Source organism: Thiospirillum jenense (assembly GCF_014145225.1).
GTDB classification, from domain to species: Bacteria; Pseudomonadota; Gammaproteobacteria; order Chromatiales; family Chromatiaceae; genus Thiospirillum; species Thiospirillum jenense.
In genome coordinates, this window is sequence record NZ_JABVCQ010000005.1 from 40,812 (window position 1) to 55,936 (window position 15,125).

Genomic DNA, 15,125 nt, shown 5'->3' on the forward strand with positions numbered 1-15,125 from the left:
AACGAGCGGGTTTTTGCAGTTAAATTTGAGTATATCAATCTGCGGCGCCCAACGCAGCGGCCGTGCTGACATCCACTGCTACCAGGCGCGACACCCCCGGCTCGTGCATCGTGACGCCCAGCAAATGATCGGCAATTTCCATCGTGGTTTTGTTGTGGGTGATGAAAATAAATTGCACCTGCTCAGATAACGCCTTGACCAACTGGCAAAACCGCCCGACGTTGGCATCATCCAGCGGCGCATCCACCTCGTCTAGTAAACAAAACGGCGCCGGGTTGAGTTGGAAAATGGCAAACACGAGGGCAATCGCGGTCAATGCTTTTTCACCGCCCGACAGTTGATGAATATTGGCATTCCGTTTGCCAGGCGGCCGCGCCATGATGGTCACGCCCGCGGTGAGCAAATCCTGCGAGGTCGGGATCAGTTCCGCCTGCCCACCGCCGAATAAACGCGGAAATAATTGCTGCAACTGCTGATTCAGTTGATCAAACGTCGTGGTAAAGCGCGAGCGCGTTTCCCGATCCATCGCCTTAATTGCCGACTGAAGCGCCGCCAAAGCCGCCTGAATATCCTGCTGCTGCGTGTCTAAATAATGCAACCGCTCGGCCTGTTCACGGTATTCATCCGCCGCGGCGAGATTGACATTGCCCAGCCGCGCCAATTTCGAATGCCCCGCCGCCAACCGTTCCGTCCAACGGTCAATCGTCGCCTCAGCCGCCACCGTCGCCAACACCGCCGTTGCTTCACTGTTTAGCGCCGCCAATTCTTCCTCCAGCAACCGCCGCCGCACCACCGTATCCTGCAAACTGCCCTGCAAACTGGTCAACTCCTCACGCCGCTGCGTCAATTGTGCCGCCAACGTGTGGCGTTGCTGTTCACGCGCCTGAATCTCCCGCTGAAGCGCCGTGACGCGCAGCTTGACCTGAGCGCACTGCTGCTCCAACTCTTGATGCCGCTGGCGCTGTTCGTCTAACGCCTGTTGTAAATCGACCAACGGCGCCGCGCCATCCGTCACCGCCGCCGCCAACGACTCGCGCACCTGTTGGGTTTGCAGCAGCTGAGTCTGCGCACGTTCCAAACTCACCACCACCGCCGAGCGCGTCGCCTGCAAAGTCGCCAATGTCAATTGCAACTCGCGCACCCGAGCCTGGCACTGCTGTGCCATCGCCCGAGTGGTCGTCACCGCGCCACGGTGGCGGTCACGTTCCACCAACAATTCCGCCGCCGTCACGTCCAACGCCGCCAGCGCTTGACTGGCTTGATCCAAAATCTCGTGTGCCTCGGAAATTGCCGCCAAGGTCTCTTCAATCCGCCGCTGCAATTCGCCGCCCTCCACTTGCAGCGCCGCCTGTTGCAACTGGTGATGTTCCGAATGCGCCTGCGCGGCACTCAAATCGGCGGACAGCGCGGCACGCTGTTGATTATGCGTCGCCACCTCAGACAGCGCCGCATCCCGCGCCATTTCCGCCAACTGTTGACGCTCCGCCAACCAGTCAGTTGCTTCCAATAACTCAGCTTGGCGGTCGGTCAACTCGGCGTAACGGCGCTGCAACTGGGTCAATTCCTCCAATCGCGCCAAACTGCCGCGCAATTTACCCGCGCTACCGTCACGCGCTGGGGAATAAAACCAATCGCGCCCGACGATAATCCCACTGCGGGTGACAAACCGCTCGTGTGCCGACAGGGTGTGGCGCTGCGCCAGCGCGCTGGCAACATCTTCACAGTAACGAAAGGCGGCTAACCACGTCAGCAGCGTCTCCGGCGTGGCGACCTGATGCAGCAAACTGTCGCGGGGTAAATCGGTCAAGGCGGCCGGCGCCGCGGCGAGTTGACAATCAAATAACATCACCCCAGCGCAGTCGCCCGCGCTAGAAGCGTGAGCGGGAAATTGGTCACTGCCAACGGCCGCAAGTGCCTCAGCCAACGCACTTTCAACCGCTGTTTCATACCCGGGCGTGACGCGAATCAGGTCGAGCAGCCGCGGCGCGGTGTGCAACTGATGCTGTTCCAACCAGCGCGTCACCGTCACCGCGTTACTGTCGCGGGCCGCCGCAATCAGTGACTCCAGCGCCGCCACCCGCCCGCGTACCGTGTGTAATTCAGTCCGCAACAGATCGAGTTGCTGACTGGCCGCGTGACGCTCGCGTGCCACCGTCTGCACCGCCGCCAGTGCCGCCGCCTGCGCCGCCGTGGCCGCGGTCAATTGCTGCTCAACCGCCTCCAGTTCGGCGGCGAGCGCGTGACATTCCGCCACCTCAGCCAGATCAGCCAAACGGCGCAGTTCGGCTTGAATCCACGTCAGACGCGCTTGATCGTGCGCTAAACGCGGCTCTAAATGCGCCAAATCGCGTCGGGACTGCTGCATCTGCTGCTGCGGCGCGGTCAATTGCATCTGCACCGCATCCGATTGCACCTGCCACGCCTCCTGTGCCAATGCAGCAGTGGTCACGGCCTGATCCGCCGCGGTAGTCGCCAACTCGGCCGCGGCCAGTTGCGGCATTAATTCCGCCAATTCGGCGTCTAATTCGCTCAAATGGTGCGCATCACGTTGGCTAAGAACGGCAGCAGCCGCGCAGTCGTCAGTCAAGCGTTGTAATTCAGCCACTTGGCGCTGGCGCTCGCGGTCGGCAAATGCCAACGCACTTTGCAACCGCGCCACCTCAGCGGCCGCCTGATACACCGCCGCTTGCATGGCGTTAAAGTCATCGGTCACTTGGGCATGAGTGGTGCGGTGTTCATCCAACTGCGCGTCACAGTCTTGCCAAGCGGTGGTGGTGGTTTCCAGTGCCAGCGCGGCGGTGGCCAGTGCCGCTTCACCTGAGGCCAGTGAGCGGTTAAATGCTTGCCAAGTCAGCGCGAGTAATTCAAGTTTGATGCGCTGCTGTTCAACTTGCAGGGTCTGGAACTTGACCGCCTGCGCGGCTTGACGTTCCAAATGCGCGCACTGTTTGGCCACTTCAGTGCGCACGTCGGTTAAACGGGCGAGGTTGTCACGAGTTTGGTCTAACCGCGTTTCAGTTTCACGGCGGCGTTCTTTGTATTTGGAAATGCCGGCGGCTTCCTCGATGAATGCGCGCAAGTCTTCGGGGCGGGCTTCGATAAAGCGTGACACCATGCCCTGCTCGATGATCGCGTAGCTGCGCGGGCCGAGGCCGGTGCCTAAAAATAATTCGTAAATGTCACGGCGGCGGCAGCGGGTGCCGTTGAGAAAATAGGACGATTGCCCATCACGACCGACTTGACGGCGCACGGCGATGTGTGGCAATGCCGCGTAAGCACCGCCGGCGCGGCCGGTGCGGTTGTCAAACACCAGTTCGATGTTGGCGCTGGTGGCAGGTTGGCGGCCGGCCGCGCCGTTGAAAATGACATCCGCCATGCCGGCGCCGCGCAACATTTTGGCGGAACTTTCGCCCATCACCCAACGCACGGCGTCAATCACATTCGATTTGCCACAGCCATTCGGGCCGACCACGCCAATTAAATTGCTGGGCAGCGGAATGGTGGTGGGGTCAACAAACGATTTAAAACCAACCAGTTTAATTTTTTCTAAACGCATCCGCAGTGGCAACCGTGATGAGAGTTATCCCAAACAAATCATGGCACAACCGCGTGGTAATGTGGGATAAACTGCTAATCATGTTAAGAAGTGAGCGCTTATCCTCCTGGTTAGGAGGCGACACAAGATGAATGACAATACAGCAATGCGTTATTGGATACGGTTACTGGCAGGGGGTTTATGTTTATTTGTGGTATCAAGCCATGCCAATGTGATACTGATAACAGCGTATTCTGATCTTTATGAAAGTGTTGATTATCGTCAAGTTGTGATCTATCAAAACTGGTTTGATCGAATCGGGACGCTCATTGCAACCATTCGCCGGGTGCAAGACATGGATCACACGACAGTCGCCGTGACAATAGAATTACCGCCCGTTACAGCGATTGAGCAGATCAATATCAATGATGTTTTTATCTCAATGAAAGGTTTAACGCCATTCCGTGAAACATCTTATGTTGTGACCAGTCCGTATTTAGAAAATACTTGGATTTATGTATTCGCGTTCGATCGTTTATGGGACAGTGAATCTTTATTACCAGACTTGCCCGATTTCTTTAAGGGTCCGCGGCGGAATATTCATCCGCATCGCTATGGATATGTGCTCAATAATAAATATGTGACAAAAAAGAAAGTACCATTTCGCTACAACGAAAACAGCGTGTTTTATATGCCATTGGAAAATACATACATGTTCACCGCTTGGACACCACAGCTCACACCCGTCAAAAAAGAAAAAGCCATGCCAATTGATTACTCCAATCCGTTTTTTAATCTACTCACTCGGATCAGAAATTTCTTCTATCAACCTTGGATTGATAAGAGGAACAAATATGACGATTGAACATGCCGTAACGACCACCTCAATTAGTACGCCTCCTCATTTGACCAAGTGCTTTCACAGCACTCGCGGTAATAGAATGTTCGCACACCCTGAACGCGCCACTATTTTAATTATAGATGACACGCCCGCCAATCTCAGTTTACTCGGACAAATCCTTAAAACCGATTACCGCGTTAAACTGGCTAATAATGGACAACGGGCGCTCGATCTGGCAATGGCAGCGCCACCGGATCTCATATTATGTGATGTAATGATGCCAGATATTGATGGGTTTGAAGTGTGCCGGCGGCTTAAAGCGGAATTAAAAACAGCTAAAATTCCGGTGATTTTTATTACAGCATCCATGACGGTTGAAGACGAACAAACCGGCTTCAAAGTCGGCGCAGTTGATTACATTCATAAACCAATTACTCCCCCCACCGTCATGGCACGGATTAAAACCCATTTGCAAATCAAGCAATGGCATGATTTTCTTGAAGATCAAAGCATCTGGTTGCAACGCGAGGTCGCTCGCCAAATTGAACAGGTTGTTCAGCTACAATCTGCCGCCATTAACATCATGGTTTCTATGGCCGAATTTCGTGATGAAGAAACCGGGAATCATATTCGGCGTACTCAAGAATACGTTTATCAACTTGCCATTTACTTGCAACAGCAAGGGCAATATCCTGATGAACTTACTCCCACAAATATCGAATACATCAGTCAAGCAGCGCCGTTACATGATATTGGCAAAACCGCAATTCCTGATTATATTTTATTAAAACCAGGACAATTAAACGCAGAAGAATTTGAATTAATGCGTACCCATTCATTGCGTGGCTATGAAATTATTGAACAGGCGCGCCACCGCATGGGCGAAGATAATCTTTTATTATTTTATGGTGCGCAAATCACGCGCCATCATCATGAACGTTGGGATGGAACCGGCTACCCTGATGGACTAATTGGAACAAACATTCCATTATCAGCACGGATTATGGCAATTGCCGATGTATATGATGCAGTCCGTTCAGTCCGCCCCTATAAACGTCCCTTTAGTCATGCAGAATCTGTTGGCATTATTAATCAAGGGCGTGGCAAACATTTTGATCCAGATATTGTTGATGCGTTTCTTGCCATTCAGGATCAATTGAGTGAGATTGCTACACGACTTGCAGATTAAAGCATGCGCCGCGTTGTTTGTGTTCAATAAAAAATAGCAATTCTATGTTGGTATTAGTAGACAATAATGCTAGATACCGCGTTTATAAAATCTTAATGCAGCCGCGCCAATACGATTTGATGCCGCCAATGATTATCACCTCAAAAGCGACGATAAATATCATGTACTCAATACTCCCGCATCGGCATCTATTGTACACATGCCGCCAAATGTGGTGGGCGATATTTATTTTTTTATTAGCGATACCGGGGTATGCTGAAAACCGTTTCGACATTCACTTGTCGGGATTTGGCACCGCAGGATTTGCCATCTCTGATCAAGATTTTATTTACCAACGTTTTATTGACGATGGCGGCACCCTACAACGTGATTCAGTAATCGGAATACAACTAGATGCCCAATTTAATGACACATGGGGATTGACATTACAAACCAAAGGCGCCGCGTCAGGACATGATGAAGGGTGGGAACCGACATTAAGCTGGGCATTTTTATCCTGGCGACCAAGTAATGATTGGCTATTGCGCGCAGGTAAATTGCGCCTACCACTCATGCACTATTCAGCAAATAGTGATGTCGGCATGACCTTTGATTTTGCCCGTTTGCCAATTGAAGTGTATTCACTCATGCCGACAACTGATGTCACCGGGTTGGCTTTTTCTAAAACATGGTTTAATCAACAACAGGAATTGACATTAGAAAGCTATCTTGGTCAAGCGCACACAGACTGGCGTTATTTCATTCGTGAAAACAGTCCGCCTTTTACGACAGGCCCTATGTATATCGGCGTTGATTTAGACATGATCGGGTTGTCATTATCATTACATAATGCTAATGAAAATACCTGGCATATTGGATTACATCGCGCCAATCTTAATTCTGATTATGGCGACCTTCCCAGCGATTATCCATTCGTACAAATCATGCCGGGCGTTGGCTATTATCAAATGGATTCTAATTTTCCAGGCCCAGGCGTGCCAACTGCCAGTGAATTACATATTTATGTTTTCACAATCGGGGCTGAAATCAATTTACCCTACGACTCTCAATTGATTGCCGAATATGGACGGCGCCGTATCACAAATGCGACCATGGGGCCTGATACCAGCGCGGCGTATTTGGCATTGAAAAAAACAATTGGGCATTGGACATCTTATCTTTATTGGTCTGGCATTCGCACTGACGGACCGGTGCTTGATCTTTATGTAGCCATTGAAAATAATCGCGTACCTGATTTCATTCCTGAAGCAGCAATGATTAACGCATCTCAACGAATTGGTGCTGATTTATTAGGTGCATTCGATCAGCACTCATGGGCAATTGGCGCATCCTATACGCTGTCGCCTACCAGTAAATTAAAAGCAGAATGGTTATACACTCGCACAGGAGAAGTATCGAGCTTTATTGATAGTCAAGACAGTCGTGGACAAGATATTCATGTGTTCTCCTTATCCTATAGCTTTCTATTTTGACAAGGGGAATAAAATGCCGACTCTGTTTTGTCTCTTGTTATTAATAACCCTGCCCAGTTTTGCCGACCCTATCATCATTGGTCACGCTAATCTAACGACATTAGATTCAACCACTATTCAACGCATTTATACAGGTAAAGTTGTTGAAGTCAATGGCATACGAGTCACGCCAGTGAATTTGCCAGCAAATAATCCTTTGCGTGAACAGTTTCTCCAATGTTACCTCAACCAAAATAATGAAAAATACATTGGTTATTGGACGGTACGGCGCTATATTGGTAAAGGAACACCGCCGCGTGAATTAGAAAGCGTTGCCGCCATGATTCAATTTATCGCAAATACGCAGGGCGCCATTGGTTATGTTGATACGACACACTTGCCAAATAATATTAAAATACTGCTTGATACTGCGCGGTGAGTGAAGTATTTAAACACCGCTATTGTAGTTGAGCCAATATAAAATGATTACTGAATTCCTTCGGTATGCCCGCGTACGCGGGAATGACGTTTTTGTTTTCTAGTTCATTACCGTATTGGAATCAAATTATCTTGGATTAACTATAGAATTAGTTTTAGCTGAATTAACCCAAGAAGTTTAGCAATCAATCCCGCGCATTTTTTATTAAAAAACAGTTGTTAAATACAGAATTAACCCGCTATTTTTTAGACGCATCAGAGTGATTGACAGGCAACACGGTTACGGCCGGCACGTTTCGCTTCATATAATGCCGCGTCCGCACACCGTAATAAATCATCTCCTCTTTCATCTGTCAGTTTTTCTTTAGGATAGGCACTTGGCATGATTGTACCAACCCCAATGGATACAGTGATTGACAATTCCAATCCATCACTTAAAACAAAGGTATGATTAACAATAGAATGCCGAACTCGTTCTGCTAATAAACAGGCGTCATTGTTAGCAGTTGCAGGTAATAAAACTACCAGTTCATCACCACCAAACCGTACAGCAAAATCACAGGCGCGTAATGAAAATTGCAAACATTCGGCAAGTTCCATTAATACCATATCGCCTGTTGCATGACCGTAACTATCATTGATTTGTTTAAAAAAATCTAAATCTACAAAACAACAGGATAAGGGTTGACCTAATCGTTGTGACCGCGCTAATTCATCATGAAGGCGCTGCTTAAGCGCCCGGCGATTATGCAATCCCGTTAAAGGATCGGTTAATCCACCTATTTCTAATCGGGTGCGATTAGTGATGTTTTCTAAACAAACTGCGCAAATTGCCGCTAATCGTTGTAAAAAATGTGTTCCTAAATCCGGTGAATAGCGCATTGGATCATGGCTGCCAAAACATAAAAAACCTAATAAGCGTTGTTCCCGCCATAAAGGCAACACGGCGGTGCTGGCAAGATCAGGCGCAGTGTTAAATAAAACACGATGGGTGTCTGTATCCATGAGACCAACAATTGGCGTGGTTAATTGCGTGAGCGGTGCGGGTAATTCTGTCACGGCGGCATAAAACATGACGCTAATAAACTCGTCAGGTGTTTTATTTAAACGGGTGAGCAACCCCCGAATACCATGGTCGCCGTCTAATAAAAGCAACCGTACTTCATCAAGTGTGAAGCGGGCGCACATCGCGGTTGTGAGGCACTCTAGTAATTGATCGAGTGTGCTAATGGTTAATAGCTCAATTTCCCAATCTTGATGGCGCTTGAATAGCGCTTCTGTTTCTAAAGCACAGTCACGCAGCGTGATTAATTGTTCGCGTAACCATTGATTATCGGCAAGCAATTGCGCGCAATCATTTGATACAGTTGTGACGGGTTGGCTGATTGAAGAGTCTGTTGGTAGATTCATTGGTGACGACATGACAACACGGGCGATGTGCAATAATTAGGGTATTAATTATTTGTAATCCACATGAGCTGAATGAGTAATGGTTGCTGGTTATTAAATAATAATGGCGTGACGACGTTCCCGTCGTAAGGCGCATGATAAATCATGGTGGCTAGGGTATGCGTGACCAGCGAAATTTAATCGGCTGGATTAGTAAGTGCAATTAGTGATAGCTGGGTTGGTCAACTGCTGCAAGTTGGTCAAGCAATTGTTGCGGCGGTAACTCGTCAATATCACAAAATAGCGTTTCCATCGTGTATTTTAAATAACTAATGTCACAAGCACGAACGACATTTTTGACTGCTAATAATGAACCCGGCTGCATACTTAATTCTCTCAGTCCTAGCCCTAATAATACGCGGGTATAGCGCACATCGCCGGCCATTTCACCACACATACTCACACGAGTGCGACTACGCGCCGCTGCTTCAATAATACCACGCAATAAACGTAGTATCGCAGGATGTAAGGGTTCATACAAATAACTGACGGAATCATCCATTCGATCAATGGCTAACGTGTATTGAATTAAATCATTTGTTCCAATAGATAAAAAGTCTAATCGTCGTGCTAACGTTTCGGCCATTAACGCCGCGGCTGGGACTTCAATCATGGCGCCAATTGGCATCAAGGGATCAAATCCTAATCCATCGCGGCGCAATGATCGCCGGGCGGTGTGCAGCATTTGTAAGACGGTTTCTACTTCAGCAAGGGTTGAAATCATTGGAATCATTAACCGCACTGGACCAGCGGCGGATGCGCGTAAAATAGCGCGCAATTGCGGTACAAATAATTCGGGATGGCGCAAACATAATCGAATAGCGCGCAAGCCTAATGCGGGATTAGTCAGCGCCGGCAGTGTATCGGCAATGTATTTGACGTGTTTATCCAGACCTAAATCAAGCGTCCGAATGGTTAAAGGCAGTCCATCTAACCCGGCAATAATTGCTAGATAATTCGCTAAATGTTCTTCTTCATCCGGTAAATGATCATGATTTAAATATAAAAACTCCGTGCGGTATAAACCAACACCCGATGCGCCATTTTCCTGCGCCGCTCGCACATCTTCTGATAATTCCAAATTCGCTAATAACACCACCGGCACACCATCTCGACTAATTGATGGTTCCCGAATTAAACGACGCAATATTTCACGTTGTGCTTCTAAGGCTAAATGACGTTCCCGATACACTGCGATTGTTAGGGGGTCATCGGTTGCAATGACACTGCCGGCGTCCGCATTCACAATTAATAATTCGCCGTGAATTAAATATTGCGTTGCGTTATACACGCCAAGTACGGTGGGAATATCAAGACTGCGCGCTAGAATGGCGGTGTGTGATGAAGGACCACCGTATTCTGTGACTAACGCATCCATGCCGCGTTGCCGCAGTAAAATGATTTCGGCAGGTGTTAAATCTTTTGCAACAACGATCTTGCCCGACAATTCAATTTGCGCAAATGAATCGACTGTTTGCGCCGTCTCATTCGTTAAAAAACTTTGAATCTGCCGTACTACATGATCCACATCATCACGCCGTGCATGAAGATAGGGGTCTTCCATTTCATTAAACACTTCAATTAACAAATCACGCTGCATTTGTAATGCCCAACTGGCATTAATATGTTGACTGCGAATTAAATCCCGCGTCGCGTCAACTAATGCCGAATCGGTCAGCATCAGCAAATGGGTGCTAATCAATTCATCAATTGGTGCAGCGGTGTCTGCTGGAATCTGCCGCCGCACCCGCTCTAAATGACAGCGCGCACTATCAAGCGCCTTATCCAGCCGCCGTAATTCGGCTTCAATACGATCCGCTGTAATTGTTTCAGTGGTAATAGGAATAGGCGTTGGTGCTAATAGATGCGCCGTTCCCACCGCAATCAGGCGCGCTCCTGCTACTCCGACGCCTTGAAACGCGGTGTTCATTCAATTTCCCCAAAGCGATCCGCAACCAGACGTTCCAACGCATCCAGCGCGGCAACCTCGTCTTCACCGCTCACCTCGACCACGATGCTGGTGCCACGCGCTGCCGCCAGCATCATTACACCCATGATGCTTTTACCGTTGACGCTGCGCCCCGCCCGCGAAACTTTCACTTGGCTGGTGAATTGACTGGCGCAAGTCACAAATTTGGCAGAGGCACGAGCGTGCAAACCAAGACGGTTGATAATGTCAAGTTCTTTGCAAATCACAGGCTGCGCGACGGCGCTGGGTTAGTCATGGACAGAGTGTAGCATGAACCTGTTAAACAACAAGTTACATCACTGATATGAAAGGCTGCGGGTTAATAATACACGCGATTAAGAAGTACTGGATTGCAAATAGCGTAGCACCCCCTCGCGCCCACCATTAAAGGCTTTCTCGGTCATGGCGGCAAGATCAAGTTGGGCATAATTAAAAATACGCACCAACATCGGTAGGTTAGCACCAGTTAATACTTCCACGCCCGGGCGACTTGTAAGATTGCTGGCGATATTTGCCGGGGTAGAACCAAACAAATCGGTGATGATTAACACACCACTGCCATCATCGGTCGCTTCAACGATTTGCAGCGCGTGACGGAGTAATACATCAGGATCATCGGTTTCATTTACACCAAGCACGGTTGCAGTCAAAGGACAATGCCCCAACATGCGTGTCGCCGCATTTAATAACTCTGCGCCAACTTGATTATGCGAGATGATTAACACTGCAACAGTCAGATTCATTCCTCCGTTGCGTAACCACGATTGCATCATTCCGCACAATTGATGTGTTTGATGTCATGGCTAAATAAAAAAGGCAGTCCAACGGACTGCCTTTATCCTACAAGTCAGGTCAGACATCCTACTAAACGGTTATTACTCAACCAAAGCACAGACATGCTTGCAGTCAACTGTTTGTCTAGTTGGTGGCCGCCATCTTGAATAAACCTACAGATGATTCGCTGTATTATTTTGCTTGGGTAACAGGCGGAATGCCATCACTCAACCAATTGAAATCAGCAGTACCAAGCAAAATGAAGTGAATCAATAACGCTAACACAAACAAGAATGAAAATAACGCGACCAATGTGCGACGTGGGTCGAAAATCTGCCAAATCTTGTGCATAAAAAAATCCTCTTTACGGTGACTACGGGGCTTAACGGGCAGTCAAGTGATAACCCGTGTTTAGATAAACTAGCGCCAAATCTTTAGCTGCTTACAGCCAAGGACGCCAAAACCAAGCTAACAGGTGAGCAAAGATCACGACGCCAAAAAAACTGGACATCGTTGACACGAAAATACCATGAAACTCTTTGGCTTCGCCTTCACTAAGACCTGTCATGCTCTTGTCTGCCATGGACTTATCTCCACTGAATATGACCTTGCGGCCGATAACGCGATCTACTAAATGACCAAACAGTTCATAGATCCAAAACCATTAACAACGTCGCATGAGCCAGCTGCAAACTGGAGTTCTGGATCTAGTTGCTATCCAATCAAAACCGCGACTAATTAATGTTACGTCCGGCTGGCATCGGTGATACCTGTGCAGTCGTCGGCGCGGCCGCGGCTGCTGGCGCATCACTTAACCAATTAAAATCCTTCGACCCAAGTAAAATAAAATGGATCAACAATGCCAGCACAAACAGCATACCAAACAGAGCAATCAAGGCCCGGCGGGGATCAAAGATATGCCAAACTTTGTACATCGCATTCATTGGATTTTCGTTACTCATGCGCGTGACTCTCAAATAAGGGGCGAATAAACCTGAATTAGATCAGGAATCGCAAAACAATTAGAAAAGTGTCAAAAACAGACCAATTTAACCTAGCCTGTCATCAAGACTCTGAATTAGAGCCAAGGACGCCAAAACCAAGCCAAAAGATGTGCAAAGATAACGATACCAAAGAAACTCGTCATGCTTGACACGAAAATCGCGTGGAATTCTTTCGCTTGTTCAGCAGTCAGCCCCGTCGTGCTTTTATCAGCCATGGTAATTACCTCGTTGTTTCAAAATTGACCACAGATTTGGTCAGCAAGATTACTCGTCAATCCCAATCTGGGGCGTATCCGCCCCAGTATTTTCTTCATCTCACGGGTACCAGTAACACCTAAGGTGTCGGTTGATAACTCGTTGGTGCAGGTACAGGCTCCATTGGAGCTGGCTCGGTCACGACTGCGGTGGTGAGCGGTGCAGCAGCAGTTTCTGCTACCGCCGCCGCCTGAACTTCTTTGCTCGGACCAATTAGCCCCGGATAATCCTTGACCATTGGTGCCCCAAAGAGCGGCTTATAAGCACCCTGATGGCAAGTAGCGCAATTGACCTTGAACGGATCACCGAGCGGACCTTTGCGCGACGCCGGGAGAACAGCACCCAGTGGCGACACATAGTCATTATTCAGCGACCGCACATGACGAATGGCATACCATGCTGTCGTGCGCTGCGGGGTACTTTCACTCCACGACATAAAGGAACGCGAATTGTGGCAATAAGTACAATTCACCCCAAGCGACTGAGAAATGTGCATCATCAAGCCATAGGTCCATTCCGCCTGCTTGATTGATTGGCGATTGCGCGCCTCACCAGGTTGCGGTAATTCCGTACCGCCAACCACCCGCACCTCGGTACTCCCCGTCTCGCCACCTAACAAAAATGGCGTGAACGGATCGTAAGGCAATGACGTATGAGCGACTGCTTTACCAACCGTATTTTGTCCAGTCGGTGACAACCCAGACGCTTGCTTCGGCCCTGGATCAGACACCCAGACCTTTGCCGGCACCGGATTTCCACGATGGCAGGTGTAACAAGTAATCCCTGTTTCTGCAACATGGCTCTTCCAAGCGGCATTGGTATCGCGGGTCATTTCTAACATGCGCCGCGAAACCACCTTGGTATACACATTATCAGATGGCCAATTCACGCCTTCGTGGCAGTAAGTACAACCCTCTTTCGGTGCTACCCACGCCGTTAAGGCCACCATGATGCGGTTAAAGTCATTGACGGTCAGATCACCCAACACCTTGACATTTTTGTACACGTCTTTGGCGAGTTTTCCACCCGGTGCGGCGGCTGGAATCACATCCGGCACCTTGTTAGCGGCAATCACAGCCGCCAAGCGGTCAGGATGATAATTTTGCTCCATCGCCAAACCGCGATAGCCATTTTGCACAATCTCATGCGATGGCACTTCACAGCCAACTAAAAACACCGATGCGGACACACCGACTGTCGCAATGGCGAACGCCTTATGATTACGCAGACTCATTGCGCCACCCCCTGCAACAGATTCGGGTCTTGGATTGTCAACGCTGACGGATAGCCTGGCGCCACCCCATGCTTGACCGCCCACAGATACCAGTTCTCAACAACCGTGCCAGTCAACAAAATGCCGATGCCTGCGGTAATCACCGTCAACACCGCAAACCACCAGGCCCAGCGGTGAATGGATTCCATCGTGGCATTAAAGCCCATCGTCCAGCGCCAGAATAACGCCGCCCGTTCAGCCGCTGTACCACGATCAGTGATTTGGTCAATTTCACGGTCGCCACCATAGCGTGACACCCCAAGAATTGTCCCTGCGTGCATGGCAAATAACACCGCCGACCCATACAAGAATGCAATAGATAACGCATGGAACGGGTTGTAATAGAAATTGCCATAACGAATGGAAATTGCCGCTGTCCAGTCAAGATGCGGGAAAATACCGAATGGTACTGCCTCACCCCAACTCCCCATTAACACTGGGCGAATAAACCCCAATGTCAGGTAAAAGAAAATAGCGGCGGCAAATGCCCATGCCAGATGGGTACTCATGCCCAAATCCACTGCGCGACGATAAACTCGTACCCACCACAGCAGAATGGATGATGTTAAGAAAAAGCCAGCAATCAACCACCAGCCACCGTCATTCAGGGGTGGGAAACTCAACCCATAAGATGGCGGTGGTGGTTCGAGTGCTAACCAAAAGAAATTCTTAACAAACTCAATTGGACTCCAACCAACCGACGCCATCATGTTTAAACCCATGATGAGAATAGCGATTGCGCCGCAAATCAGTGATGCAATGCCAAGAAAGCCTAAATACAGGGGCCCAATTTGCGCATCACCTAACTTGCCGATCCAGTAAGAAAAAATCGGCGTACCCAGCCGCGGCAGACTGCCCTGCGGTAATTCAACCCCGGGGTAGGCCGGCTCACGCACCTGCACCCGTGTAAAGATATTTTGATATTCAGCCATTATGGTGTCCTCTGA

15 protein-coding genes are annotated in these 15,125 nt (G+C 49.2%); 4 read left to right on the forward strand and 11 right to left on the reverse strand.

All coding sequences use genetic code 11. The annotated features are described in order from the left end of the window. Positions 1 to 34: 34 nt before the first annotated feature. Positions 35 to 3,556 (reverse strand): chromosome segregation protein SMC, encoded by a 3,522-nt coding sequence (smc, locus tag HUK38_RS03080; protein WP_182582396.1) that lies wholly within the window; start codon positions 3,554 to 3,556, stop codon positions 35 to 37. 127 nt (positions 3,557 to 3,683) lie between these two features. Here smc and HUK38_RS03085 point away from each other — a divergent pair, with 127 nt between their 5' ends. The 4 genes from HUK38_RS03085 (at position 3,684) to HUK38_RS03100 (ending at position 7,455) form a co-directional block, all read left to right on the forward strand. Further along, positions 3,684 to 4,400: a hypothetical protein gene (locus HUK38_RS03085; RefSeq protein ID WP_182582397.1), complete on the forward strand. Its 717-nt coding sequence runs from the start codon at positions 3,684 to 3,686 to the stop codon at positions 4,398 to 4,400. A gap of 76 nt (positions 4,401 to 4,476) precedes the next feature. Continuing rightward, on the forward strand, positions 4,477 to 5,565 hold the full coding sequence (locus HUK38_RS03090; RefSeq protein WP_182582398.1) for a response regulator: 1,089 nt from the start codon (positions 4,477 to 4,479) through the stop codon (positions 5,563 to 5,565). A 161-nt stretch (positions 5,566 to 5,726) separates the two neighbouring features. Next, on the forward strand, positions 5,727 to 7,037 hold the full coding sequence (locus HUK38_RS03095) for an outer membrane protein (RefSeq protein ID WP_182582399.1): 1,311 nt from the start codon (positions 5,727 to 5,729) through the stop codon (positions 7,035 to 7,037). 13 nt (positions 7,038 to 7,050) lie between these two features. Beyond that, positions 7,051 to 7,455, forward strand: a complete 405-nt coding sequence (locus tag HUK38_RS03100) for a type 2 periplasmic-binding domain-containing protein (RefSeq protein ID WP_182582400.1) — start codon at positions 7,051 to 7,053, stop codon at positions 7,453 to 7,455. 254 nt (positions 7,456 to 7,709) lie between these two features. On the opposite strand, the gene HUK38_RS03105 is transcribed toward HUK38_RS03100, so the two are convergent. The 10 genes from HUK38_RS03105 to pufM form a co-directional block, all read right to left on the reverse strand. Continuing rightward, the gene (locus HUK38_RS03105; RefSeq protein WP_238787418.1) at positions 7,710 to 8,864 is read right to left on the reverse strand and encodes a GGDEF domain-containing protein; all 1,155 of its coding nucleotides are present in this window, start codon (positions 8,862 to 8,864) and stop codon (positions 7,710 to 7,712) included. Positions 8,865 to 9,066: 202 nt separating this feature from the next. Then, positions 9,067 to 10,833 carry a phosphoenolpyruvate--protein phosphotransferase gene (ptsP, locus tag HUK38_RS03110; RefSeq protein WP_182582402.1) on the reverse strand — a complete coding sequence of 589 codons (1,767 nt, stop codon included), beginning with the start codon at positions 10,831 to 10,833 and terminating at the stop codon, positions 9,067 to 9,069. Next, positions 10,830 to 11,099 carry an HPr family phosphocarrier protein gene (locus HUK38_RS03115; protein ID WP_182582403.1) on the reverse strand — a complete coding sequence of 90 codons (270 nt, stop codon included), beginning with the start codon at positions 11,097 to 11,099 and terminating at the stop codon, positions 10,830 to 10,832. The genes ptsP and HUK38_RS03115 overlap by 4 nt, the downstream gene beginning before the upstream one ends. Positions 11,100 to 11,207: 108 nt before the next feature. Beyond that, entirely contained in the window at positions 11,208 to 11,615 is a 408-nt protein-coding gene (locus tag HUK38_RS03120; protein WP_238787420.1) for a PTS sugar transporter subunit IIA, read from the reverse strand. 223 nt (positions 11,616 to 11,838) lie between these two features. After that, on the reverse strand, positions 11,839 to 11,997 hold the full coding sequence (gene pufA, locus HUK38_RS03125) for a light-harvesting antenna LH1, alpha subunit (RefSeq protein WP_182582404.1): 159 nt from the start codon (positions 11,995 to 11,997) through the stop codon (positions 11,839 to 11,841). A gap of 91 nt (positions 11,998 to 12,088) precedes the next feature. Next, positions 12,089 to 12,229 (reverse strand): light-harvesting antenna LH1, beta subunit, encoded by a 141-nt coding sequence (gene pufB, locus HUK38_RS03130; protein ID WP_182582405.1) that lies wholly within the window; start codon positions 12,227 to 12,229, stop codon positions 12,089 to 12,091. A 151-nt stretch (positions 12,230 to 12,380) separates the two neighbouring features. Continuing rightward, entirely contained in the window at positions 12,381 to 12,608 is a 228-nt protein-coding gene (pufA, locus tag HUK38_RS03135) for a light-harvesting antenna LH1, alpha subunit (protein WP_275284997.1), read from the reverse strand. 116 nt (positions 12,609 to 12,724) lie between these two features. After that, positions 12,725 to 12,865 (reverse strand): light-harvesting antenna LH1, beta subunit, encoded by a 141-nt coding sequence (gene pufB / locus HUK38_RS03140; protein WP_182582406.1) that lies wholly within the window; start codon positions 12,863 to 12,865, stop codon positions 12,725 to 12,727. Positions 12,866 to 12,984: 119 nt separating this feature from the next. Further along, positions 12,985 to 14,139: a photosynthetic reaction center cytochrome PufC gene (gene pufC / locus HUK38_RS03145; protein WP_182582407.1), complete on the reverse strand. Its 1,155-nt coding sequence runs from the start codon at positions 14,137 to 14,139 to the stop codon at positions 12,985 to 12,987. Next, positions 14,136 to 15,110 carry a photosynthetic reaction center subunit M gene (gene pufM / locus HUK38_RS03150; protein WP_182582408.1) on the reverse strand — a complete coding sequence of 325 codons (975 nt, stop codon included), beginning with the start codon at positions 15,108 to 15,110 and terminating at the stop codon, positions 14,136 to 14,138. Before pufM ends, pufC begins: the two co-directional genes overlap by 4 nt. Positions 15,111 to 15,125: the final 15 nt, after the last annotated feature.